This window comes from Flavicella sp. IMCC45668 (genome assembly GCF_057219105.1).
This window is the reverse complement of sequence record NZ_CM170114.1, coordinates 2525303-2548949: the sequence shown is the minus strand read 5'-3', so window position 1 is coordinate 2548949 and position 23647 is coordinate 2525303. Positions and strand designations below refer to the sequence as shown.

Here is a 23647-nt window from a genome sequence, read left to right as displayed (position 1 = left end):
TTATGTAGAAATTTCTTGTTTTTTAAACGTCGTCAAAATCAACAGCAATTTTTGCCGTAGTTGGGTGAGCTTGGCAAGCTAGTACCAACCCTTCTTCTATTTCATCGTCTGTTAGAATACTGTTAGAGGTCATGATAGCTTTTCCTTCCGTTACTTTACACATACAGCTACTACAAACACCGCCTTGACAAGAATAAGGAGCATCTAAGTTGTGACGTAGTGATGCTGCTAAAATAGTGTCTTTTTGATCCATGGTAAACGTTGTTTCTTCATCGTCTACAAGTACTGTGATTTCTGAAACACCATCAGCAGAACTTACATCTTTAGTGTCTGCAGAAGATACAAATAATTCAAAGTTGATATTTTCCTTTAAAAAACCATCTTCTTTAAGAGTTGTGCTTACTTCGTTGATCATTTCTTCAGGTCCGCAAAGAAAAACATCGTCAAAATTTAAGTGATTGAATTTTTCTCTAACGATATAATTGGTAGCTTTTTTGTCGATTCTACCTTGTATAGTTCCTGAGCTTTGTTCTTGTGAAAAAGCATATTTAATATTAAAACGAGCAATAAACTTTTTAGCCAATGCATCGAGTTCACTTTTGAAGATAGTGCTATTTGCTGTTTTGTTACCGTAAATTAAAGTAAATGTTGATTTGGGTTCGTCTTCTAGAACTGTTTTTATCATGGATAAAACAGGGGTAATTCCACTTCCTGCAGCAAAAGCAAGGTAGTTTTTTAGTTGGTCACTTTTTGTGTCAATTGTAAAGTTTCCTTCAGGAGGAGCAACTTCTAAAGAGTCACCTGAATTTAATGAATTGTATGCGTAATTTGAAAACTTACCATTTTCAATAGCCTTTACTGCGATTTTTACATCGCCACTTTTTTCTGATGAGCATATTGAGTAAGCACGTCTTAATTCTTCTCCGTCTACTGTTGTGCGAACTGTAAGATATTGTCCTGCTTTAAAAGCAAAAACCTTTTTTAGATCCTCTGGGATATTGAAAAGAATAGAGACAGCAGAGCTTGTTTCTTTTACAATTTCTTTAATTTTTAATGTGTGAAAATGAGGCATAAGTAATGTGTAATAAAATGTGCTGCAAAAATAAGAAACTTATTAGTAGTGCTTAGAAGATTTTAAAAAAAATACCTATAAATCTTTAATTAACATTTGTTACCGTGATAAGCACTATTAAATCCTTATCTTTATTTACTGCTTCAGTGTTAGCTTATGGAAGATGGAAAACAAACTTTAGAGGAATTATTAAATATTGCTCATCCAATTATTGTAGCGCCAATGTTTTTGGTGTCTAATGTGGCTATGGTAAAAGCTGCAATGGAAAAAAATGTGGCTGCTTGCATACCCGCTTTGAATTTCCGAACCACCGATAAGCTAAGAGTTGCTATTCAGGAATTAAAAAAAGTGAAGCCGGAAAAAGGGGCATTTGGGATCAATATCATAGTGAATAAATCTAACTTAAAATATAAAGATCAGCTTAGAATATGTTGTGAGGAAGGGGTTGATTTTATTATAACGTCTTTGGGAAACCCGAAACTTATCATTGATGAAGCGCATAAAAAAGGTATCAAGGTTTTTTGTGATGTTGTAAATTTAAATCATGGAATAAAGGTTGCAAATATGGGGTGTGATGCTTTGATTGCGGTAAATAATAAAGCCGGTGGACATCGTGGGGATTTTGGTCCTGAAGAGTTGATAACTCAATTGAATGCTCATTGTTCTATTCCCATAATTTCGGCAGGAGGTGTTGGAAGTAAGCAAGAGTTAGATAAGGTGCTTTCATATGGTGCTGTTGGTGTTTCTATTGGGAGTCCTTTTATAGCTTCAGAGGAAGCTGGTGTATCGCAAGAGTATAAAGAAGCTTGCGTTTCTTATGGGGCTGATGATATTGTGGTTACTCAAAAAATTTCTGGAACCCCTTGTACTGTTATCAATACACCGTATGTGAAAAAAATAGGAACTCATGAAACTTGGATTGAGTGTGTGCTAAATAGAAACAAAAAACTTAAAAAGTGGGTAAAGTTATTACGTTATTTGAAAGGAACAAATGATGTGGAGAATGCCGCCATGAAAGCAACCTATAAAACGGTTTGGGTAGCAGGTCCCACCATTGAATATACAACCAAAATCGAATCGGTAAAAACTATTATTGATAGGTTTATTTGATGGATTTAAATCAATGTCCCTTACCTCTTATCTTTCCTTTTGAATACTAGATTTTTTAATTAGTTTGTCTCTATCTTAATCAGCTGATATGAATGAGTAATATTATTTGTAGTTTTGCGTTATTAGGTTTGAGTAAAAAAATACTTGAATAGAATTCTAATCCTATTAATCTTGGTTAAAAAACTTCCTTTTTTGTGTATTGGACTTGTGTTGTTGCTTTTTAGTTGCAGTACTAAAAAAGACAGCTTCGTAAATAGAAAGTACCATGCTATGACGACAGAGTACAATATATTGTACAATGGTGAGATTGCATTTCAGGCTGGTTTGAATGAGATCAACGAGAAATATCAAGATAATTATTGGGAAATACTACCTATTGAGCCTTTGAATATTGAGGAGGGTAAAATCGATATTCCTGATTACAAAAAGAAGTCAAAAGCTTCTAAGAAGAATAAAAAGAAAAAGGAGGAAGATAAAAATTTAACTTCTTTTGAATTGGCAGAGGAGAAAGCTGTGAAGGCTGTTCAGAAGCATTCCATGAATATTGGAGGGAAGGAGAAAAATAGCCGAATTGATGAGGCGTATCTGTTGTTGGGGAAATCTCGTTATTATACAAGTCGTTTTGTTCCGGCCATGGAAGCTTTTAATTATGTTATTAAAAATTATCCAGAAGCAAGTTTGATAGATGAAACTATTGTTTGGAAAGCTAAAGCGGATATTAGAATGCAAAATGAAGATGTTGCGATTGCTTCCTTAGAAGTGTTTTTAGAAAAGGATGCGATAGATCAAAAAAACTTGGAAGATGCCTATATTACTATGGCCATGGCCTATAGTCAGATAGATAGTACAGAGATGATTATTCGTAGTTTGCATAGTGCTGTTGAGGAAAGTAAAAACCCAACTAAAAAATCTAGAAACCTTTTCATATTAGGACAGTTGTATCGTCAAGAGAATGATTTAAATAATTCTCAAACTGCTTTTCAGGAAATAATAGATTTTAAAAAAGCACCCTATGATTATAAGATTCATGCAGAAATCGAGAAAGTTAAAAACTTTCAGTTAGGAGGCGTACCTGAGGAAGCAATACCACAACTAGAAAAACTAATTAAAATTAGAGAGAATAGGCCTTATTTAGATGAGCTCTATTATCATTTGGCATTGTTACAAAGTAATAATGGAGACAAAGAATTGGCGCTGCAGAACTATCAAAATTCCGTACATGCTAAGAATGCCAAAAGTTTTCAAAAAGGGTTGTCTTATGAGGCTTCTGGAGATATTTATTTTGACGACACGGATTATGCTACGGCAAGTAGTTTTTATGATAGTGTATTGCAAGTTTCAGGGAATATCGATTCAAAAAGAATAAGGAAACTGAAAAGAAAGAAACAGGGCCTAGAGTCTGTTTTGGTTTTTGAAGATGTGATAAAAAGGAATGATAGTATATGGAATGTACTTGCCATGAATAAGGAAGAGCAAGTAGAGCATTTTACAGTATATATAGAGAATTTAAAAAAGGAGGAGCAAGAAGCAAAAGAAAAGGCAGAGTTTTTAGAGGATTTAAAAAAATATGAAGAAACAGGACTTGCTAGTGCTCAAACAGCTGTAAAGGCTTCTAATAAAAATGGTGATTGGTATTTTTACAGTGATCAAACAGTAAGTTTTGGGAAGCAGGAGTTTAAACGTTTATGGGGATCAAGGAAGCTTACGGATAATTGGAGATGGTCTGATAACACTCGATTGAGAGATGATCAGTTGATTGTTGTGAATACAGATAATGCAACTGGAGAAGAGGAAATGCCAGAAAAGTATAAGGTTGCTTACTATGTAGATCAGTTGCCGTCTACCTTGAAAGAGATAGATAGTATTTCTAATTTAAGAAGCAGTACTTATTATCAACTAGGTTTAATCTATAAAGAGCAGTTTAAGGAATATGAACTTGCGGCTGAGACTTTAGAAACATTAATCGAAATTTTTCCTGAGGATAAATTGGTTTTAGGGACAAATTACCATTTATTTAGGATATATGAAGCGATGGGGAATCAAGAAAAAGCTGATTATTATAGTGGTATTGTGGTAAGACGTTTTCCTAATTCGGTATTTGCTCAAATGATTTTAAATCCAGAAGAGGTAATCGACAGCAAGAGTGATAAAACGCCTGAGGGTGCTTATAGAGAAATCTATTATACCTATAAATCTAGAGACTATTTACAAACGATTTATGATATTTCAAAAGCGTTGCGTACCTTTGAAGGAACGCCGATAGTACCAAAACTTGAATTATTAAAAGCTTATGCCTTAGCAAAAACAAAAGGTAAAAAAGCATTTATGGAGGCTCTCGACTATATTGTCTTAAATTATTCTAATACAGAAGAAGGCAAAAGAGCGAAGGAGTTGATGAGAAAATTGAAATAAAGTACCCCTTAATATGTTTAAAGAAAAAAAGATGAAAGAAAGTCCTGTTCTAGAAAGAAATGTAATTGGTAAGAAAACTTCAATTGTTGGAGATATTCATTCTGAAGGAGATTTTAGAATAGATGGTTCTGTAGAAGGAAGTATTCGTGCGGATGGTAGAGTCATTATTGGGAGAGAAGGAAATGTAAAAGGCTTAATAGAATGTACTAATGCAGATATAGAAGGGGAGGTATCCGGAAATATTTCTGTAAGTGATATGTTAACCTTAAAATCAACAGCTGTGATACATGGTGATGTTGTGATTGGTAAATTAACCGTTGAGCCTGGTGCTTCTTTCAATGCAACATGTAGTATGAAAGGCATGATTAAAGAATTAAATAAAGATGGTTCAAAAAAATCCTCAGAAAAAACCGCTTCATAAATTTATTAGATTTTCCGGAATAGGGATTCAACTAGGTGTAACCATTTATTTGGCAGCTTATCTAGGGAAAAAATTGGATGTTTATTTTGGATTTGAAAAAACACTGACGTTATTGTTGGTGCTTTTTGCTTTTGTAATTTCTATGTATAGTATGTTGCAACAGTTAAAAAATATGGAAGACAAAGAATAACAATGTCAAAAAAAACAGTTCTCTTTTCTGTCAGACTGGTAATAATTGCAGGTCTTATTTTTTATATTCATACTGAGTTGTTGAGGTTTTTAGGTTATTCACCCTATGAAAACATGATAATTCAGGGGTATTATGCAAATGTAATTTTAGCAATTTTTATAATTTCAAGTTTGAGTTTTTTACAAAAAAAATTCAGTGATCAGTTAGGGTTTTTGTTCATGGCAGGAAGCCTGTTGAAATTTGCTGTGTTTTTTATTTTTTTCTCACCTGAATTTAGACAGGATGGAGATATTTCTAGATTAGAGTTTTTGTCTTTCTTTGTTCCGTATCTATTGTGCTTGTTTTTAGAGACTTTGGGTGTTGTTAAGATTTTGAATTTCTCAAAAAAATAAGGAATAAATTGCCTGAGATTTTAGGAAAAAAAATAATCTGAAAATTAATTTTTCCATTACGTTTAAAAATATATCTTTGCAGCGTTTTTAAGACACGTTTATTTATAGATTATGCGAAGAGATTTTTTAATCAAAAAGATTACGTTTTTATTGTTTTTAGTTTCGTTTATTTCGGTAGCGCAACACCACAATGATGAACATACTCAACATTCAACTAGCCATACTGAAGAAGCTGAGGCTTCTTTAGGGGAGGAAATTAAAGCATTTATCAACCATCACTTGTTGGATTCTCATGATTTTGGTCTGTTTTCTTACGAAGATGAGCACGGGAAAGAGAATCATGTAGGGATGCCTTTGCCGGTTATTTTGTATGATGCAGAGTCTGGATTAAACGTTTTTTCTTCTTCAAAATTTCATCACGGTGAAACAGTTGCAGAGAATAATGGAAACTTCTTTAAACTTTACCACGGTAAAATTTATAAAACGGATGCAGCAGGGACTATCTCTTATGATGATCACCACCATGCAACAAACATAAAGCCAGTTGATTTTTCTATCACAAAGAATGTTACTTTCATCTTTTTGGTTTCTTTGTTTATGTTTTTGGTTTTTACTGGAATGGCAAAAAATTACAAAACAAGTGCTTTGCCTAAAGGTTTTGGTAGATTGTTAGAGCCTTTGATTTTATATGTTAGAGATGAGATTGCTATCCCTAATATTGGAAAAAAGCACTACAGAAAATACATGAGCTACTTGTTAACTGTGTTTTTCTTTATCTGGATTGTGAACTTATTAGGTTTGACACCTGTAGGGATTAATGTAACAAACAATATTGCTGTTACTTTGTCTTTAGCATTGATAACTTATCTTTTGACAACATTTACGGCTAATAAAAATTACTGGGGACACATCTTTTGGATGCCAGGAGTACCAACACCAATGAAGATTTTGTTAATTCCAATTGAATTGTTAGGTACAATCATTAAGCCATTTTCATTGATGATTCGTTTGTATGCAAATATTACTGCAGGACATATCGTATTGATGAGTATTATTGGAATGATGTTCATCTTTAAAAACTGGATTGGTAGTCCATTGTCATTTGGATTGGCATTTGCTTTATCATTATTAGAGTTATTAGTAGCGGCGCTACAAGCTTATATTTTCACTATGCTTTCTGCGTTGTACTTCGGTTCTGCAGTTGAAGAGCATGATGATCACTAAAAATTGAATGTTTAATAATTAAATATATATATCATGGAAGGATTAAATTACATTGGAGCAGGATTGATCGTAATCGGTGCAGCTGTTGGAATTGGAAGAATTGGTGGTTCAGCAATGGACGCTATTGCTCGTCAACCAGAAGCATCAGGAAAGATTCAAACTGCTATGTTGATTGCAGCAGCCTTAATCGAGGGTATCGGTTTCGCAGCTTTATTCGCAGCATAAGACAAAACAAACAAATAGCTACAACGGTTGGTTGTAGCTATTGTTTATCCTAAAATTAATTAAAAAACACAAAACACACGATGGAAAAATTAATAGAACAATTTTCATTAGGTTTATTTTTCTGGCAATCAGTATTATTTGTAGCATTGGTTCTTTTGTTAAAGAAGTTTGCATGGAAACCAATTTTAGAAGCAGTAAACGATAGAGAAGAAGGTATCAAGAATGCATTGGAATCAGCAGAAGAAGCTAAGAAAGAAATGCAATCTTTGAATGCTGATAACGAAAGAATTTTAAAAGAAGCTAGAGCAGAGAGAGATGCTTTGTTAAAAGATGCTCGTGAAATAAAAGAAAAAATTATTTCTGACGCTAAAGAGGAAGCTCAAGAACAAGCAAGTGGAATTATTGATGCTGCAAAATCTGCGATTGAAGTAGAAAAGCAAGCTGCAATTGCACATTTAAAGTCTCAAGTTGCTCATTTATCAATTGACATTGCTGAAAAAGTTGTTCAAAAAGAATTAGCGGCTAAAGAGGATCAACTGGCATTGGTTGACAAAATGTTAGGTGATGTTACTTTAAACTAAGATAATATGAAAGGAACTAGAGCAGCACTTAGATATGCAAAAGCAGTATTGAATCTTGCAAAAGATTCTAAGAAAGAAACAGAAGTGAATAACTCTATGCAGTTGATCGCTAAAACTCTTTCTGAAAGCGAAGAACTTGCTCTTGTATTAAGTAGCCCAGTAATCAAAGCAGAACTTAAGATTAATGCTTTGAATGCTATCTTTTCTGAAGCAGTAGATCAAATCACTTTAGGTGCGATCAAATTGTTGGGAGAGAATAAAAGATTGCCATTGTTGGCAATGGTTGCGAAGCAGTATACAATTTTGTTTGACCATGACAAACTTATTGATGTTGCCAGAGTAACAACTGCAGTGCCATTAACAGCGGCATTAAACAAGAAAGTACTAGCGAAAATTAAAGAACTAACAGGTCATGAAGCCATTGTTGAGAACGTGGTGGATGCTGATATTTTAGGAGGATTTATTTTACGTGTTGGTGATATTCAGTACGACGCAAGTATTTCAAATAATTTTAACGAATTGAAAAGACAATTTGACAATAGTCATTTTGTTGCAAAAATTTAATTATACATCAAAATAATTCAAGATGGCAGAAATTAAAGCAGCTGAAGTTTCAGCAATTTTAAAAGAACAATTGACAAATTTTGAAGCATCAGCTTCATTGAGTGAAGTTGGGACGGTTTTACAAGTTGGAGATGGTATTGCTCGTGTATACGGTTTATCTAACGTACAGTACGGAGAATTGGTTCAGTTTGAATCAGGTTTAGAAGGTATTGTATTGAACTTGGAAGAAGATAATGTTGGGGTTGTACTTTTAGGTGCATCTACTTCAGTAATTGAAGGATCTACTGTAAAACGTACAGAGCGTATCGCATCTTTAAATGTAGGTGAAGGTATTGTTGGACGTGTTGTAGATACTTTAGGAAACCCGATTGATGGTAAAGGACCAATTGAAGGTGAAACTTTTGAGATGCCTTTAGAGCGTAAAGCTCCTGGTGTAATCTTTAGAGAGCCAGTAACTGAGCCTTTGCAAACTGGAATTAAATCTATTGATGCAATGATTCCTGTGGGTCGTGGACAGCGTGAGTTGATCATTGGTGACCGTCAGACTGGAAAGTCTACTGTAGCTTTGGATACGATCTTGAATCAAAAAGAATTTTATGATGCAGGAAACCCAGTTTACTGTATTTATGTTGCTATTGGTCAAAAAGCTTCTACTGTTGCTGGTATTGTAAACTTATTGGAAGAAAAAGGTGCTTTAGCTTATACAACTGTTGTTGCAGCTAGTGCTTCTGAACCGGCTCCAATGCAAGTATACGCTCCTTTTGCAGGTGCTGCAATTGGTGAGTACTTTAGAGATACTGGTAGACCAGCATTGATTATTTATGATGATTTATCAAAACAAGCGGTAGCTTACCGTGAGGTTTCTTTGTTGTTAAGAAGACCACCGGGACGTGAGGCTTACCCAGGAGATGTATTCTTCTTACACTCTAGATTATTAGAGCGTGCGGCAAAAGTAATCAACAATGATGCTATTGCTCAAAAAATGAATGATGTACCACCTTCATTAGTTGGTAAAATCAAAGGAGGAGGATCTTTAACTGCATTGCCAATTATTGAGACGCAAGCGGGAGATGTCTCTGCTTATATTCCTACGAACGTAATTTCTATTACTGATGGGCAAATTTTCTTGGATGGAGATTTATTCAACTCAGGGGTTCGTCCAGCGATTAACGTAGGTATTTCTGTATCTCGTGTAGGAGGTTCTGCACAGATCAAGTCTATGAAAAAAGTATCTGGAACATTAAAGTTAGATCAAGCACAGTATCGTGAGCTAGAAGCTTTCGCAAAGTTTGGTTCTGATTTAGATGCTGCAACAATGAATGTAATTTCTAAAGGTGAAAGAAATGTTGAGATCTTAAAGCAAGGTCAAAACGATCCTTACACAGTAGAAGATCAAGTTGCTATTATCTATGCAGGTTCTAAGAACTTATTGAAAGATGTACCAGTAAATAAAGTAAAAGAATTTGAGGCTGATTTCATTTCTTACTTGAATACTAAGCATAGAGATACTTTAGATTCTTTGAAATCTGGAAAATTAGAAAAAGCATCTTTAGATGTATTAGAAGCTGCTGCTGCTGAAATTTCAGCGAAATACGCTTCATAAATTATTAGTTAATATAGAGTAGTTGATTGACTACTCTATATTAATTTGAGTCATTGTAAAGTTTAAGTAGTTTACTACTTGACATAATCGACAAAATATTAAATAAGAAATGGCAAACTTAAAAGAAATTAGAAACAGAATTACTTCTATTGGTTCGACGATGAAAATCACGAAAGCAATGAAGATGGTTTCTGCTGCTAAATTGAAAAAAGCTCAGGATGCAATTACTGCTATGCGTCCTTATTCAAATAAACTTACCGAGTTGTTGCAAAACTTAAGTGCAACTTTAGATGCTGATGCAGGTGGAGTTTATTCAGAGCAAAGAAATGTTTCTAAAGTGTTGATGGTTGTCGTAACTTCTAACAGAGGTTTGTGTGGAGGTTTCAACTCTAATGTTATCAAAGAAACAAGAAAAGTAGTTGCTGAAAAGTACCAAGGTAAGCAAATTGATTTGTTAACTATTGGTAAAAAAGGAAATGATATTTTGGGGAAAGATTTTACTGTTATTGAGAATAAGAGTGAAGTTTTTGATGATTTATCTTTTGGAAATGTAGCTGCAATTGCAGACAATCTAATGGAGCTTTTTGTAGCTGGATCTTATGATAAGATTGAAATAGTTTATAATAGTTTCAAAAATGCTGCAACTCAATTGGTTCAAGTAGAGCAATTTTTGCCTATCAAACCGGTAGAAAGTGATGTTAATGTTTCTTCAGATTATATTTTTGAACCTCAAAAAGAAGAAATAATTTCAGCATTAATTCCAAAATCTTTGAAAACACAATTGTTTAAAGCTTTACGTGATTCTTTTGCATCTGAGCATGGAGCTCGTATGACTGCAATGCACAAAGCAACAGATAATGCAAATGCGTTGAGAGATGAATTATTGTTGACATACAATAAAGCACGTCAAGCTGCTATTACAAATGAAATTTTAGAAATTGTGGGTGGTGCGGAAGCATTGAATGCATAGTTTTAAAACACATATTTTTAGAAAGCCGTAACATTTTTGTTACGGCTTTTTTATTTTAATGATATTGGCTAATTACTTTATTCCATTTTGTTGTTTAATGGGGTGGAGTTGTAGATAGATTTCTTTTTTACAGTATTTAATTTTTCTTATATAGTAGAATTTCGTCTATTCATCTATGGTTTCTTTTGCTTAGTCGAAATATTTCAACGAAGGGGATCGATTGATTTAATTTTGGTTAAAACCAAAAATTTTACATTATGAAAACAAAATACTTATTTATGTTGTCCTTGTTTTTTGTACTAGGTATGTACGCTCAAACAACGTTTATCGGTGGACAAACTGGCAATTTATGGTCAGATGCTTTGAATTGGTCAGCGGGACTTCCGGATGCTATGACTTTAGAAGAAATTACTGTTCAGCAAGAGATTTCTAATTTAGATACTGATATCTATGGGAATAAATTAATTTCTGATACTGCCTCCGGAAACTATGAAATCAATGAAACGAATTCTGGTACGTTACATTTACAAATTGATGTTGCAACTTCTTCTTATTGGGATGCTGCAAATATTGTATTTGATAATGTTATAACGGGTACTTCTTCATTTTCATTCTACAATGATTTTGTAATTGACAACGATTTGTTTGTACCGGATAAAACCTTTAAAGGTTCCTTAGCGTTTAGAAATTTTAAAACCGATGCTACGCTAAATTTTGAAGCAACGTGTTCTGTGTTATTTGACTGTGTTATGGTTATTAATAATAAGGGGATTGTAAATATGAAAGGTGATTTTGTATCAACTGAGTTGGTTAGTCCTGGTACTCCAGATTGGAGGTTTACTTTTTCTCAGGTAGGAGCTTATAATTTATTGGGTAATGCAACCATTTCAGCGAAGGAGATTTATATGAATTCAAATACGAATATTTTTATCGCAACAGATGCCTCACACGTAGTTACAGATGATGTTTGGATATCAAGTGGACAAGGTGTATCTAATAATCTTACGATAAATACTGCAGATTGTCTTGAAAGTACTATTAAAATGAATAATGGTAATACTTTAAATATGAATGTAAATGCAAACTTAAGTAACCTAGGAGCTCTGAATATGAAAAGTACTAGTTGTGTATTTAATTTAAATATAGATGATGCAGTAACGGCAATTAATTTTGATGCCTCAGATGGTTTTACTTTTGATGTTGGTGCTGTGGTAAATATTACTGGGTTTAAAGAAAATGTAATCCGTTTTGGTACAGATGATAGCGGATTAACAACTACCCAGTTATCCCAGTTTGTTGCTGATGGTGCGGGATTAGGTAATTCTTTAGAATTGGATTCACAGGGATATTTAGTTGTTGCTGCTACAGCTTCAAATTCTTCTGTTGAAAAGATAGATGTTAGATTGAAATCAAATGTGGTTAAAGAAGAATTAGAAATTATTGGTCAGGCTTTTATTGAACAAATGGAAGTATTTGATCTTTCAGGAAATCTTATACTTTCGAATTTAATCGGAGAAAAGAAACTTAACGTTTCGCAACTTTCCACAGGCATTTACATTGCGAGGATAAAAACGAATGATAAATACCTCTCGATGAAGTTTGTGAAAAGATAGCTTCAAAATTAATAATAAATGCCTCAATGTAAATTGGGGCATTTATTTGTTTATTCCTACCATTCACTAACAGAATTGGATGGTTGAATTTACAATTCTTTATATATTACGATAGTTAGAGTATTTTGATAAGAATAAGTTACACATGATTTGTTTTAGGTTTGTAAAAAATATTTAATTTTGTAATATGAAAAAAATAATGATACTATTTTCGGTACTATTCATGGTTTCATGTGCATCAACATCTAATGCTACAGACGAAGCTAGTATGAAAGCCAAAGAGTTTACAAAGGTATCCGACAAGGGTGTAGTATATATCTATCGTCCTAACAGAATGTTCGCAGCTGCCTTATCTACCAATATAAAAATAAATGGTTTAGATGCAGGAGGAACAGGTCCGGGTACTTTTTTTAGATGGGAGTTAAAACCTGGTGTGTATTCATTTGCAGCATTTTCTGCAGAAAGTTCTGCCGTAATAGAACTAGATGTTAAAGCCAATGAGCATTATTTTATTCGACAAGACGAACGTTTGGGCTTGAATGGTAATAGACCTACCTTGACTGAAATTAAGGAAGAGACAGCAAAGAAAGAAATGCAAAAGTTAAAGCTACTAATAAGTGCATACAGAAATTAAATAGACGACTATGAATAAAATTATTTTGGCGTTCTTTTTGGGGACAATTTTAAGTTTTGCTCAATACGATAATAGTGAGAAATTTACTTTATACGCAGGAGTTGTAACAAACGGCCCGGATGAATATGATTTTAGCAATGCTGTATACGGTTTTGGAGTGCATGGTGTGTATGATGCTTTAAAAATGCATGAAGGAGCGCTGGGAGTAAAAGCTTCAGCTGGTTTTGGTGATGGTTTTAATGCCTATTATTTAGGTCCAAATATCAGATTCGGGTCAAGATTTTTCTTAGATATGGATGTTTTGTTTGGGTATAAAGAAATTACAAATCCAAAATTATTGACAACATTTCCAGGAAGAAGTGAGTACAAAGGTACTGCAATATTATGGGACGTAGGTTTCGGATATAGATTTGCTGATGTTCCTTTGGTGTTGCGAGGTGTAATGGGAATTAGTTTTGCGACCGGTTATGACGGTGTTTCACCAGTTTTTGGATTACACGTTGGCTATAGATTTAAATAAACTAAAGGTCAATAACTGTTATTAAGTTTCTGTTCAGTTTTATTTTCCTTTCTTTTTCTAACTTTTTTAATAAACGAGATACTACCACTCGACTGGTATGTAGGTCAAAAGCTATATCCTGATGCGTTGCTTTAATGGCTTCATTACCATTTACCATGGCTTTATCTCGTAGATATTTTAATAGGCGTTCATCCATGTTTAAAAAAGCAATAGAGTCGATTGCCTCTAGCATTTCTTTCATTCTATTTTGATAGCTCTCTAAGATAAAGTTTTGCCAAGATTTAAATTTGCTCATCCAGTCCGCCATTTTTTGAACGGGAATCATAATTACACGTGTTTTGGTTTCGGTAACGGCTCTAATCTCACTAATTGCATTTCCAATACAACAGCTTAATGTCATGGCACAGGTATCTCCTCTTTCTAAAAAATAAAGCACCAATTCATCTCCTTGTTCGTCTTCCCTTAAAATTTTTATCGCACCCTCTAAAAGCAAGGGCATATAGGTGATTTTGGTACCTATATCCATAAGTTTCTCACCTTCTTTGAAACTTTTATAAGTTCCAATAGAATCGATTTCTTTTAAAAGAGTTTCTTCAAATATGTGTTGGTAGTGAAGTGTTAGCTGTTTGTCCATTTTCTATAAAGTTCACATGTAAATATACTTAAATGTTGGGCTAGTTTCTTGTCTAAAGAGAGATAAAAATATCTTTTTTTGTATCTTTGTTTCTTAAATTCTATCACATGTTATCAAACGCTTGTAAATACGCTATACGTTCTATTTTATATTTGTCTTTGTATTCTGATAAAACAAAAAAAATAGGCGTAAAAAAAATTGCTGATGAGTTGGAAACACCGCAGCCTTTTTTGGCAAAGTTATTACAGCAATTGACAAAAAGTAAATTGGTAACTTCAATTAAAGGACCAAACGGAGGATTTTATTTAAGCGAGGAAAATCAAAAAAATTCTATTTGGGATATCGTTGAAAATATTGATGGCCCTAATAAGTTCAATCAATGTTTTTTAGGGCTTTCTAAATGTGAAGATGAAAATCCATGTCCAGTGCATTATATTGCGGCGCCTTTTAAAAATAAGATTCTTGCAAATTTTAGAGATAAAACAATAGCGCAATTTTCTTCTGAAATAATAGATACGAATAAAGTCTTATCTCTAAAGGATTATGACGCTTTGAAACAAGAATAGAAATATTTTTTATCCTATTTTTATTTTGCTTTATCAGAGTTTATTTCCCTTTCGTCGATAGTAAAATACCCTTCAACGTTTTATCACAGTACACGTGATTGATAACTTATACTTTTGATATATAGAGTTTTAAATATGTGTATTATGAAAAATTATAGAAAATTTATTATTTTGATTGCCTGTTTTTCCAGTGCATCAATTTTCAGTCAAACGAACTTTATTTTTAAACCGATGGCATTGAAAGATGGAGTGTTACTTGTCGTTTTATGTGCCTTTATTGCTGTTTACAAAATAGTACAAAGCTTATTAACCAAAGAATAGGTTGATATTAGTTTCTTGTGATCCCCCATGCCGTTAATAGAAATATTAATTTAGTTTAACTGCAGATAATTACCATTCGTCGACACTTATTGTCGATTAATCTAAAAAACGAATATAATTATTGCATTATTATTTTATTTATACCTCAAATAGAAATACCATGGAAGAAAAGAAATTAAAAATTTTGCTTATAGAAGATGATGCGATTGAAGTGATGAAATTGAATCGTACTATTTCTTCAAAAGGACTAGATCACACAATTGTAGAAGCAAACAATGGTGAAGAAGCTCTAGAAATTTTACGTAAAAAAGACGCATTACCCGATATTATTTTATTAGATTTAAATATGCCAAAGATGAATGGTATAGAATTTTTATCGATTTTAAAAGAGGATGATGTATTAAAATACCTTCCAACTATTGTATTATCTACCTCTAGCAACGATAAAGATGTGATGGAATGTTATAAGATAGGAATTGCGGGATATGTAATAAAACCTTTGAAATACGAAACTTACGTTTCAAAAATAGTAAGACTATTGGCGTATTGGAGTATGAATGAGCTAATAAAAAAATAATATGAAAGGAATTGTTTTTACAGAATTTTTAGATTTAGTTGAGGAAAAATTTGGTTTGGAAATGGTAGATACCATTATTGAACAATCTAATTTAGATTCAGGAGGAGTGTATACTTCCATAGGAACTTATAGCTTTTCAGAAATGCTAAGCCTATTAAAAAATTTAAGTGCTAATACTTCCATTTCAATAGATAATTTATTGCTAGTGTATGCTGAGCATTTTTTTTCTGTGATAGAAAAAAATTACCCAGACATGCTTGCGATGTATAAAGATCCTATTGAGATGTTATCTTCCATAGAGCATCATATACACGTAGAAGTAAAAAAAATATATCATGATGCGGAATTGCCGACATTTGAAATTTTGGAAAAAGCAGAAAATAAATTAGTGATGATCTATAAGTCAAGTAGGGCTATGCATCATTTTGGATTAGGGTTAATGAATAAAACTTTCGAACACTTTAACGCTAAAGCAGAAATTAACCTTGAAAAAATTAACGAAGATGGTACTGAAGTGAAATTTACAATTCACAAAAACTAAATCTTCATGGAAGATAAAAAAATTGCAATACTTGAAAGAGCGCTTGCTCGAGAAAAGTCTGCAAGAAAGCAGGCAGAGAAAATTTTGGAAGAAAAATCTGCCAATCTTTATGAGTTAACGCAGAAGTTATCCAAAGCCAATACTGAATTGGAAGGGACAATCAGCGAAAAAAACTCTCAACTTAAAGGGATTTTTGAAAATATTGTTGATGCCTATGTTGTTATGGATTTGCAAGGCTTTGTTATCAAAATGAACAATGCTGCAGTAGACATGCTTGGGTATGATTTAACTAAAGATAAAATAAACTTATTTAATATAGTTCACCCAGATGATAGAGGAAAAACCACAGAGGGATTCATTCAATTATCTACCAAGGGAGTATTGACAAACTTTCAGATTAAAGTTGTTACCAAAAATGGTCAAAGTAAATTTGTCCAAATTAATTCTAGTATCGTTTTTGATAGTAAACAAAACCCAATTGCTGCCCAAGGAATTGTAAGAGACGTTACTAAAGAAAAAGAAGCTCAAGAATTATTAAAAGCCTCAGAAAATCGTTTATCAACCTTGATTCTAAATTTGGATACAGGAGTCTTATTGGTAGATGAAAAAGACCAAATTGTCATTTCGAATAATAAGCTAGGAGAATTCTTTTCTAGTAAAGAAGAACTTGAAAAAATGAAAGGGCAAAATCATGCAAAGTTTACAGATATTTTCCATGATTTATTTGAGGAATCTGAATATTTTGTTTCCAGGATTAATGAATTGGTTGCAAAGAAACAAGTGGTTTTAGGGGATGTTTTAAAAATGAAAAAAGGTAAAATCTTAGAAAGAGATTTTATACCAATTTTTGAAAATGAAATATATAAAGGACACTTGTGGAGCTATAGGGACGTAACATTAAAACAGCGATACAATCAGAATATTGAAGCGGAAAGATTAAAGTACAGTAGCATTATTGCTAATATGAATTTAGGGCTTTTGGAAGTAGATAGAGATGATAAAATTTTAATGGCAAATCAAAGTTTTATCAATATGTCTGGTTATGCTGAAAAGGAACTAGTTGGCAAGATTGCTAGTGATATATTTACAGAAGGAACCGCAAAAAAAGAAATTCTTAAAGAAACCAAAGATAGACTTGTAGGTAATTCAAATTCTTACGAATTGATAGTTAAGTTAAAAGATAATTCTTTTAGAAATTGGCTTGTTAGTGGAGCGCCTCATTATAACATAAATGGAGAAGTTGTGGGTTCCATAGGGATTCATTTAGATATTACAGAATTTAGAAGTTTAGAAAAACAAAAGGCTGACTTGTTAGAGAAATTGGAAAAAAGTAATACTGAATTAGAAGAGTATGCCCATATTGTTTCTCATGATTTAAAGTCTCCATTGCGTAGTCTTAATGCTTTATTTACTTGGTTAAAAGAGGATAATGAAGGGAAGTTTGATCCAACAAGTTTAAAGAATTTTGATCTTATAGAGAAGACTTTAGAAAAAATGGAAAAATTAATTTCCGATATATTAGAATATTCTAGTATCACTTCAGGGAATGAAAAAATGGAAGAAGTTGATCTTAATGAAGTTGTACTAGGGCTGCCTCATATTTTGTTTTTTCCTGAGCACATAGAGTTAAAAATAAAGAATAGTTTACCCACTATTAAAGGAGATGAAACGAAATTTCAGCAGTTGTTTTTGAACATAATTAGCAATGCTGTTCGTTATATTGATAAATCCAAAGGTCTTATTGAAGTGGATGTATTAGAATTTGCATCTTATTATCAATTTTCTATTAAAGATAATGGGATTGGAATTGCAAAAAAGGATTTTAATAAAATATTTAAAATCTTTCAGGCATTGACAGATAATAAAGAGTCCTCCGGAATTGGGCTGTCTATTGTAAAGAAAATAATTAATTTATATAAAGGAGAAATATGGTTAGAAAGTGAACTTGGTAAAGGAACCACTTTTTATTTTACAATTTTAAAACAAAAGCTATGAAAACTGTACAATTAAGAAAAAGACCAGAAAGAGATTGGGAATATATTACAGAAAAAAAGGATCTTATCAATCCTCTTGTTCTAGTATTTGGAAATAAATACTTGTTACAAGATCCTTCTATTTATGAAAATATGAAAGGATTATTTCCTGGTGGACATTTTGTTTTTGGTTCTTCTTCTGGAGATATTACAAAAGAATCTGTTGAAAATGAAGGTCTTGTTGTTACCGCTGTTGAGTTTGAAAAAACAAAATTTGAAATAAAAACAAGTAATGTTTTAAATACCGATTTGGATAGTTTCAAAACCGGAAAGGACTTATTAGATAGCTTTGATAAAACGGGGCTCAAGTATATGTTTGTTGTGTCTGAAGGTAGTTTTATCAATGGAAGTGATTTAACCAAAGGGATGAATTCTTCTATGGATGATAATATTTTAATAACAGGAGGTTTGTGCGGAGATGATGCTAGATTTGAGTCAACAGTTGCTTCGTATAATGAAAATCCAAAACAAGGAGAAATTGTTGCGGTTGGATTTTATGGTGAAGAGTTAGAGGTTACCTTTTCAATATATGGAGGATGGACGCCATTTGGTCCGGAAAGAACAGTTACTAAGAGTAAAGGAAATATATTGTACGAATTAGACAATATGCCAGCCTTAGATTTGTATAAGAAATATTTAGGAGAGAAGTCTAAAGATCTTCCAAGTGCTGCTTTGTTATATCCTTTGAATGTAAAATCAATTAATGAAAAGCAGTCAATTGTTAGAACTATTTTAAATATCAATGAAGAAGAAAATGCAATGATATTGGCAGGGAATATTGCTGAAAATGCGAAGGTTCAGTTAATGATGACAAACGTAGATAATATTGCAAATGCGTCAGAAAGAGCTGCAATTCAAGCGAAAGAATTAAGAGAAACAAAAGCCCAATTGGCAATTCTTGTTAGCTGTATTGGAAGAAAACTTGTTTTGGATCAAAGAGTAGAGGAGGAAGTAGAAGAAGTAGTTGAAGTAGTTGATGAGGATACTACAGTTTGTGGATTTTATTCTTATGGTGAAATTGCACCTTTTCATGGTGAAACCTCTTGTCAATTACACAACCAAACAATGACAATAACATTAATAAGTGAATAATGAATTCATTGCTAGCAAGACAAATTAGAAAAAATCTAAATGACGAAATACTGGCCATTCCAGAAGTGGCTCGTTTTTTAGAATCTGTTAATTTATCTTATAATAATTTTGATGACCAGCATTCTATGCTTCAAAGAGCGATGTCTATAAGTTCAGAGGAATTATTTGCTGCCAATCAAAAATTGATAGAAGAAACCAAATCCCAAAAACGTGTTATTGATAGATTGAATGAAATAAGTACTGCGTTACGTATTCATTCTTTGGATGATTCAGATAAAAATGATGAAGAAGCTTCTATAAAAGTAGGCGATAAATTATTTGATTATATAGAAAATCAAACCCAAGAAATTTTACAAATGAATTCTCAAAGAGATTTGTTACTGAGGGATTTGGAACATCAGAATAAAGAGCTGAGTGAGTATGCGCATATGGTTTCTCACGATTTAAAATCTCCATTGCGCAGCATTAGTACTTTAACCACTTGGTTATTTGAAGATTTTAAAGAAAAACTAGGACAAGAGGGCGAAAAAACAGTGAATCTTATTCTAGAGAATGTTGAAAAAATGGACTTTTTGATCAAAGGTATTTTAGAGTATTCTACCATTGGTAAGGTTGAATTAGAAAAATATGATGTTGATATAAAAAACACTTTGGAAACTATTATGAGAAGCGTTTATGTTCCTGATAATGTAGAAGTGCTATTTATGGAAAATTACCCTGTTGTTCAAGGGGATAAATTTAGAATACAACAGTTGTTTCAAAATCTTATTGAAAATGCTATCAAGTATAATGATAAAGAAAAGGCAAAGGTCGCTATTGATTTTGTCGAGAAGGAGGATTGTTGGGAGTTTCAGGTAAAAGATAATGGAAAAGGAATTGAGGAAAAATATTTTGAAAAAATTTTTCAAACATTTCAAAAGTTAGAAAATACACATAACTCTTCGGGAATAGGACTTTCTATCGTTAAAAAAATTATAGAATTATATGAAGGTCGCATTTGGCTTGAATCAAAAATAGGGGAAGGAACTACGTTTTATTTCACCATCAAAAAATAATTATGGAACAACCAAATTTAAATTATATAACAACGCTTTCAGGCGGTGATCTTGATTTTGAAAAAAAAATAATAGAGATTTTAAAACAAGAATTTCCTGAGGAGAAAAATGTATATGATACTTGTATTGCTCAAGAAAATTTTAAGGAAACAGCCGAAATAGTTCATAAAATAAAACATAAAATGAGTATCATAGGATTAGAGCAAGGTTATGAATTGGCTGTGAACTATGAGAAGTTTCTCTTGGATAATTCAACAGAATTAAGACAAGAATTTGAGTCAATATTAAAAATTATGCAGGATTTTATTGAAAAATTATAAAAATTTCATTGAAACCAATTAACCTCTAAAACCATCCATTCACCGATGGTTTTTTTTATGGTATCGAAAACTAAATAAAACAGCAGTATTTGAGAGTAAATTTGACATATATAAAACTATGTCTTATGAAAAAATCATTACTTCAATTAATCTTATTGTTCGCTGTAACAATTATTAATGCACAAGATTACAAATTTTTAGGTGAATACACTTCAAATGGAACCCCCCTATATTTAGAAGAAGTAAGAGATGATGTTTCTGTGGAAACTCAAGAAATGATAAGCGATGCTTTGCCTGAGAGCTTTCCAGTGCCTGACTACAACCCACATTATATATCATCTGGGTACGATACAGATATAAATTTAAATGCGACAGCTGATATCTTTGTAACATTTGTTGATGAAGGAGCTGGATATAGAAATGTTTTAGGATTTTATACTTACCCTGTTGGAAATCCTCCAGCAGCAAGACCTTCTAAGGATGAGATAACAATCATCTTTCCAAATGTATCTGCTTTAGGAAGTGGAGGAGGATTGATTATGGGTGATAAAGTTAAATTAGGAACTTTTGAAGAAGGAACTGCTATTGGGTGGGTTCTTTTAGCAAATGCATGGAGAAATGGTGCGGTAGGAAATGCCTATTGGGATGTATTTTCTAACCCTATTTACAATCCAGAGCCAAAAGAAGAATTAAGACATCATAATGTATTGTTGAAAGATCCAGATCACGAAAGAATTATTTTAGGGTTTGAAGATATTAGAAGAGATTACGGATCATGTGATAACGATTTTAACGATGCAATTTTTTATGTAACTGCATCTCCATATGAAGCTATTGTAACAACAAATTATGTAGATGTTAGTGAGGCAACACCTAATGTATCCTCTTCAAATAATGGAGGTTTAGAAAGTAATGGAAAATTGGCAAATTTGATTGCCAAAAGAAATTTTACTCGTGAAAAAACAAACTCAAAAGCAGATCAAAAATCACAGCAACAAATTTTTAATAAAAAACAAAGAAAAGCTAGTAAAGAAGAAACTACTCAGTTAGAGAAGTTTTTACCAGAAACTGGAATGTTTCAAACAGAGGTGGCTCAAATCTCAAGTCCTGAGGATTTAATTGGGGTAACCAATGCCACTGAGATTTTTGCCATAGATATGTATGAAGGAGAAAATAGAGTTTCTGCAGCTTTGGCAACAGCAACTAAAGGATCTGTGTATGATCATTCAAAAGCAATCTGTGATCGTTTAAATCAATCCTCATTAGAGGACGTACGACCTGTAACGGTAAGAGGACATAGAGTTATCAGTTCTAAGATTATTAGAAATCATGGAGAAATAGAATATACTTTAACGTTTTCAGTGAAATTAGGAGAAGTATCTAACGAAGTGTTTAGTTTTTGGAACATAGATCAGTATCCAGCTGGAGATTATTATAACTTCCAAATTTGGGGTACAACTTTCTCTCAAGTGTTTTCTATTGCAAATCATATTTTTGATTCATTAGAAGCAGAAAAAGAATTAACCAGTACAGATATAGCAGATAGAACGCCATTGGTTTTTGTGAAATCAGGATCTTACAAAAATGGTAAAGTTGAATTAGAAGTTGTGAATAAAGCAAGGGTTAAAGAAATGACTTTTTCGGCAAATATCTCAGCAACAGAAGTTTCTGATACCTCAGCAATGCAAAAAACAGTTGCTTTAACTGGGGCTTGGAATCAAACAGTAGTAATAGAAACAGGAAATTTATTTGACTTGGGAATGTCAATTGAAACGGCAGCTTCTTCTCAAAAAGATGCGTTGTATTTAGCAGATGGACCATGGGGAGCAGATTTTAATACAGAAATTGATGCCGTTTCATCTTTTGATGTTTCGATTTCAGAAGCTACTCAGGAAGCAGGAGAGCATTTGGTAGAGAGAAATATCAATGTAGAAGGAGAATTAAAAGGAACGATCAATATGTTCCGTCACTTAAGACCTGGAGATCAAGTATTAGATATAAATGAATTTGATGCGATTGAGTTTGAAGTTGAAAGTTCTCATGCTATAGAGGTAATTTTAATGACAGATGATATTACGGATTGGAGCAAAAGATTACGTAAAACAATTACACCTTCTTATGAAACAGAAAAAGTAATGATCTCATTTAATGATTTTGTAGATGATGAAGGAAATACAATTGACTTAAAAACAATTAGAACTTTAGTGTTTTCTGTACAAGGAGACTATGTAAATAAAGTAGACTTTTCAGTAAAAGTTGAAAATGTAAAATTTGTTGAGCCTAAAGTAGCAAGTGTTACAGATACAGAGGGTGAGGGAACAGATATTTCTAGAAATTATCCGAATCCATTTATAGGAAAAACAATTATTGAAATTCCTAGAGATTCTAGAACAGCAACAATTAAAGTATTTGATATGATGGGAAGATTAGTAGATGCGAAAGCATTACCAATGAAAACAGCAAATGAATTTCACTACCAGTCTAAATCGAATATGAAAGGAGTATACAGTTACCAGGTGATTGATGATGCAAACCAAGTACATAAAGGAAGCTTTATGATTAGATAAACAATATTTAAGTACCCCCTTTCCAAGGCCTTCTGTTTCAAACAGAGGGTCTTTTTTTATTTAAGTGAGAAATGTAAGATTTGAACATGATTTGTAGGACTCATCATTTTATGTTCTTGTTGCTATTTCTAAGATATAAAAATGTTTTCAGGGTACTTATTTGTGTTTGTAAAAATACGTTGGCTCAAGGTGTTTGTTTTTACTAGGATATCTAAAGTGTTAGCGTACATGAGAGACAAGTTCTTTATCTGAGATCTCTATTTTATTCTATTGGTGAGCCCTGGTAATTTAAGGTATGAATTGTCTTAGTTTCTTATCTAGCAGAATAATTTTTAGTGCTGTTTTGAATTGTATCCTTTATTTTTTTGATAAAATGGCTGCCTCTTGCTTGTTGTAGTTTTGTAGAAGAG

At 32.6% G+C, this 23647-nt stretch carries 25 protein-coding genes; 23 read left to right on the top strand and 2 right to left on the bottom strand.

Annotated features, from left to right (window positions below; all coding sequences use genetic code 11):
* Window positions 1-22: 22 nt before the first annotated feature.
* Window positions 23-1072 carry a 2Fe-2S iron-sulfur cluster-binding protein gene (locus AC2DZ0_RS10455; protein WP_484641688.1) on the bottom strand — a complete coding sequence of 350 codons (1050 nt, stop codon included), beginning with the start codon at window positions 1070-1072 and terminating at the stop codon, window positions 23-25.
* A gap of 156 nt (window positions 1073-1228) precedes the next feature.
* On the opposite strand from AC2DZ0_RS10455, the gene AC2DZ0_RS10450 reads away from it, so the two are divergent.
* From AC2DZ0_RS10450 to AC2DZ0_RS10385, 14 genes are all read left to right on the top strand, one after another.
* Window positions 1229-2182, top strand: coding sequence for an NAD(P)H-dependent flavin oxidoreductase (locus AC2DZ0_RS10450; protein ID WP_484490000.1), 954 nt, complete (start codon window positions 1229-1231; stop codon window positions 2180-2182).
* Window positions 2183-2389: 207 nt separating this feature from the next.
* A complete protein-coding gene (gene porW, locus AC2DZ0_RS10445) occupies window positions 2390-4594 on the top strand; it encodes a type IX secretion system periplasmic lipoprotein PorW/SprE (protein ID WP_484644834.1) in 2205 nt (734 codons plus the stop codon).
* A gap of 31 nt (window positions 4595-4625) precedes the next feature.
* Entirely contained in the window at window positions 4626-5015 is a 390-nt protein-coding gene (locus tag AC2DZ0_RS10440) for a bactofilin family protein (protein ID WP_484489999.1), read from the top strand.
* Entirely contained in the window at window positions 4978-5205 is a 228-nt protein-coding gene (locus AC2DZ0_RS10435) for an AtpZ/AtpI family protein (protein WP_484489998.1), read from the top strand. Before AC2DZ0_RS10440 ends, AC2DZ0_RS10435 begins: the two co-directional genes overlap by 38 nt.
* A 2-nt stretch (window positions 5206-5207) precedes the next feature.
* On the top strand, window positions 5208-5597 hold the full coding sequence (locus tag AC2DZ0_RS10430) for a DUF6168 family protein (RefSeq protein WP_484489997.1): 390 nt from the start codon (window positions 5208-5210) through the stop codon (window positions 5595-5597).
* A 111-nt stretch (window positions 5598-5708) separates the two neighbouring features.
* The gene (atpB, locus tag AC2DZ0_RS10425; RefSeq protein WP_484489996.1) at window positions 5709-6821 is read left to right on the top strand and encodes a F0F1 ATP synthase subunit A; all 1113 of its coding nucleotides are present in this window, start codon (window positions 5709-5711) and stop codon (window positions 6819-6821) included.
* Between the two features lie 33 nt (window positions 6822-6854).
* Complete coding sequence (atpE, locus tag AC2DZ0_RS10420; protein ID WP_139957468.1) at window positions 6855-7046, top strand: ATP synthase F0 subunit C; 192 nt, start codon at window positions 6855-6857, stop codon at window positions 7044-7046.
* An 80-nt stretch (window positions 7047-7126) separates the two neighbouring features.
* Entirely contained in the window at window positions 7127-7627 is a 501-nt protein-coding gene (locus AC2DZ0_RS10415; protein WP_484489995.1) for a F0F1 ATP synthase subunit B, read from the top strand.
* A gap of 6 nt (window positions 7628-7633) precedes the next feature.
* Window positions 7634-8191, top strand: coding sequence for an ATP synthase F1 subunit delta (atpH, locus tag AC2DZ0_RS10410; protein WP_484489994.1), 558 nt, complete (start codon window positions 7634-7636; stop codon window positions 8189-8191).
* A 22-nt stretch (window positions 8192-8213) separates the two neighbouring features.
* The gene (atpA, locus tag AC2DZ0_RS10405; protein ID WP_484489993.1) at window positions 8214-9794 is read left to right on the top strand and encodes a F0F1 ATP synthase subunit alpha; all 1581 of its coding nucleotides are present in this window, start codon (window positions 8214-8216) and stop codon (window positions 9792-9794) included.
* A gap of 109 nt (window positions 9795-9903) precedes the next feature.
* Entirely contained in the window at window positions 9904-10764 is an 861-nt protein-coding gene (gene atpG / locus AC2DZ0_RS10400; RefSeq protein ID WP_484489992.1) for an ATP synthase F1 subunit gamma, read from the top strand.
* 257 nt (window positions 10765-11021) lie between these two features.
* The gene (locus AC2DZ0_RS10395; protein WP_484641686.1) at window positions 11022-12377 is read left to right on the top strand and encodes a T9SS type A sorting domain-containing protein; all 1356 of its coding nucleotides are present in this window, start codon (window positions 11022-11024) and stop codon (window positions 12375-12377) included.
* Between the two features lie 187 nt (window positions 12378-12564).
* On the top strand, window positions 12565-13011 hold the full coding sequence (locus tag AC2DZ0_RS10390; RefSeq protein ID WP_484489990.1) for a DUF2846 domain-containing protein: 447 nt from the start codon (window positions 12565-12567) through the stop codon (window positions 13009-13011).
* 10 nt (window positions 13012-13021) lie between these two features.
* The gene (locus tag AC2DZ0_RS10385) at window positions 13022-13531 is read left to right on the top strand and encodes a hypothetical protein (protein WP_484641685.1); all 510 of its coding nucleotides are present in this window, start codon (window positions 13022-13024) and stop codon (window positions 13529-13531) included.
* A 1-nt stretch (window position 13532) separates the two neighbouring features.
* On the opposite strand, the gene AC2DZ0_RS10380 is transcribed toward AC2DZ0_RS10385, so the two are convergent.
* Window positions 13533-14165, bottom strand: coding sequence for a Crp/Fnr family transcriptional regulator (locus tag AC2DZ0_RS10380; RefSeq protein ID WP_484641684.1), 633 nt, complete (start codon window positions 14163-14165; stop codon window positions 13533-13535).
* Window positions 14166-14272: 107 nt separating this feature from the next.
* Between AC2DZ0_RS10380 and AC2DZ0_RS10375 the strand changes: the two genes are divergently transcribed.
* The 9 genes from AC2DZ0_RS10375 (at window position 14273) to AC2DZ0_RS10335 (ending at window position 23237) form a co-directional block, all read left to right on the top strand.
* Window positions 14273-14731 (top strand): RrF2 family transcriptional regulator, encoded by a 459-nt coding sequence (locus AC2DZ0_RS10375; protein ID WP_484489987.1) that lies wholly within the window; start codon window positions 14273-14275, stop codon window positions 14729-14731.
* A gap of 144 nt (window positions 14732-14875) precedes the next feature.
* On the top strand, window positions 14876-15052 hold the full coding sequence (locus tag AC2DZ0_RS10370) for a hypothetical protein (RefSeq protein WP_484489986.1): 177 nt from the start codon (window positions 14876-14878) through the stop codon (window positions 15050-15052).
* Window positions 15053-15212: 160 nt separating this feature from the next.
* The gene (locus tag AC2DZ0_RS10365) at window positions 15213-15629 is read left to right on the top strand and encodes a response regulator (protein ID WP_484641682.1); all 417 of its coding nucleotides are present in this window, start codon (window positions 15213-15215) and stop codon (window positions 15627-15629) included.
* A 1-nt stretch (window position 15630) separates the two neighbouring features.
* The gene (locus AC2DZ0_RS10360; RefSeq protein WP_484641681.1) at window positions 15631-16170 is read left to right on the top strand and encodes a heme NO-binding domain-containing protein; all 540 of its coding nucleotides are present in this window, start codon (window positions 15631-15633) and stop codon (window positions 16168-16170) included.
* 6 nt (window positions 16171-16176) lie between these two features.
* The gene (locus tag AC2DZ0_RS10355; RefSeq protein WP_484641680.1) at window positions 16177-18165 is read left to right on the top strand and encodes a PAS domain-containing sensor histidine kinase; all 1989 of its coding nucleotides are present in this window, start codon (window positions 16177-16179) and stop codon (window positions 18163-18165) included.
* On the top strand, window positions 18162-19295 hold the full coding sequence (locus AC2DZ0_RS10350) for an FIST signal transduction protein (protein WP_484641679.1): 1134 nt from the start codon (window positions 18162-18164) through the stop codon (window positions 19293-19295). The genes AC2DZ0_RS10355 and AC2DZ0_RS10350 overlap by 4 nt, the downstream gene beginning before the upstream one ends.
* Complete coding sequence (locus AC2DZ0_RS10345; protein WP_484641677.1) at window positions 19295-20350, top strand: sensor histidine kinase; 1056 nt, start codon at window positions 19295-19297, stop codon at window positions 20348-20350. Before AC2DZ0_RS10350 ends, AC2DZ0_RS10345 begins: the two co-directional genes overlap by 1 nt.
* A gap of 2 nt (window positions 20351-20352) precedes the next feature.
* Window positions 20353-20670, top strand: a complete 318-nt coding sequence (locus tag AC2DZ0_RS10340; protein ID WP_484641676.1) for an Hpt domain-containing protein — start codon at window positions 20353-20355, stop codon at window positions 20668-20670.
* Between the two features lie 125 nt (window positions 20671-20795).
* Window positions 20796-23237 carry a DUF4114 domain-containing protein gene (locus tag AC2DZ0_RS10335; protein ID WP_484641675.1) on the top strand — a complete coding sequence of 814 codons (2442 nt, stop codon included), beginning with the start codon at window positions 20796-20798 and terminating at the stop codon, window positions 23235-23237.
* Window positions 23238-23647 lie beyond the last annotated feature (410 nt).

Bases quoted from the DNA above. Each gene is read 5' to 3' on its own strand.
- atpA (WP_484489993.1), top strand. From the start codon at position 8,214: ATGGCAGAAATTAAAGCAGCTGAAGTTTCAGCAATTTTAAAAGAACAA.
- AC2DZ0_RS10430 (WP_484489997.1), top strand. From the start codon at position 5,208: ATGTCAAAAAAAACAGTTCTCTTTTCTGTCAGACTGGTAATAATTGCA.
- AC2DZ0_RS10350 (WP_484641679.1), top strand. From the start codon at position 18,162: ATGAAAACTGTACAATTAAGAAAAAGACCAGAAAGAGATTGGGAATAT.
- atpB (WP_484489996.1), top strand. From the start codon at position 5,709: ATGCGAAGAGATTTTTTAATCAAAAAGATTACGTTTTTATTGTTTTTA.
- AC2DZ0_RS10355 (WP_484641680.1), top strand. From the start codon at position 16,177: ATGGAAGATAAAAAAATTGCAATACTTGAAAGAGCGCTTGCTCGAGAA.
- AC2DZ0_RS10435 (WP_484489998.1), top strand. From the start codon at position 4,978: ATGGTTCAAAAAAATCCTCAGAAAAAACCGCTTCATAAATTTATTAGA.
- AC2DZ0_RS10455 (WP_484641688.1), bottom strand. From the start codon at position 1,072: ATGCCTCATTTTCACACATTAAAAATTAAAGAAATTGTAAAAGAAACA.
- AC2DZ0_RS10370 (WP_484489986.1), top strand. From the start codon at position 14,876: ATGAAAAATTATAGAAAATTTATTATTTTGATTGCCTGTTTTTCCAGT.
- AC2DZ0_RS10415 (WP_484489995.1), top strand. From the start codon at position 7,127: ATGGAAAAATTAATAGAACAATTTTCATTAGGTTTATTTTTCTGGCAA.
- AC2DZ0_RS10390 (WP_484489990.1), top strand. From the start codon at position 12,565: ATGAAAAAAATAATGATACTATTTTCGGTACTATTCATGGTTTCATGT.
- AC2DZ0_RS10395 (WP_484641686.1), top strand. From the start codon at position 11,022: ATGAAAACAAAATACTTATTTATGTTGTCCTTGTTTTTTGTACTAGGT.
- AC2DZ0_RS10340 (WP_484641676.1), top strand. From the start codon at position 20,353: ATGGAACAACCAAATTTAAATTATATAACAACGCTTTCAGGCGGTGAT.
- AC2DZ0_RS10375 (WP_484489987.1), top strand. From the start codon at position 14,273: ATGTTATCAAACGCTTGTAAATACGCTATACGTTCTATTTTATATTTG.
- AC2DZ0_RS10440 (WP_484489999.1), top strand. From the start codon at position 4,626: ATGAAAGAAAGTCCTGTTCTAGAAAGAAATGTAATTGGTAAGAAAACT.
- AC2DZ0_RS10345 (WP_484641677.1), top strand. From the start codon at position 19,295: ATGAATTCATTGCTAGCAAGACAAATTAGAAAAAATCTAAATGACGAA.
- AC2DZ0_RS10385 (WP_484641685.1), top strand. From the start codon at position 13,022: ATGAATAAAATTATTTTGGCGTTCTTTTTGGGGACAATTTTAAGTTTT.
- atpG (WP_484489992.1), top strand. From the start codon at position 9,904: ATGGCAAACTTAAAAGAAATTAGAAACAGAATTACTTCTATTGGTTCG.
- AC2DZ0_RS10335 (WP_484641675.1), top strand. From the start codon at position 20,796: ATGAAAAAATCATTACTTCAATTAATCTTATTGTTCGCTGTAACAATT.
- AC2DZ0_RS10365 (WP_484641682.1), top strand. From the start codon at position 15,213: ATGGAAGAAAAGAAATTAAAAATTTTGCTTATAGAAGATGATGCGATT.
- AC2DZ0_RS10450 (WP_484490000.1), top strand. From the start codon at position 1,229: ATGGAAGATGGAAAACAAACTTTAGAGGAATTATTAAATATTGCTCAT.
- AC2DZ0_RS10360 (WP_484641681.1), top strand. From the start codon at position 15,631: ATGAAAGGAATTGTTTTTACAGAATTTTTAGATTTAGTTGAGGAAAAA.
- atpE (WP_139957468.1), top strand. From the start codon at position 6,855: ATGGAAGGATTAAATTACATTGGAGCAGGATTGATCGTAATCGGTGCA.
- atpH (WP_484489994.1), top strand. From the start codon at position 7,634: ATGAAAGGAACTAGAGCAGCACTTAGATATGCAAAAGCAGTATTGAAT.
- AC2DZ0_RS10380 (WP_484641684.1), bottom strand. From the start codon at position 14,165: ATGGACAAACAGCTAACACTTCACTACCAACACATATTTGAAGAAACT.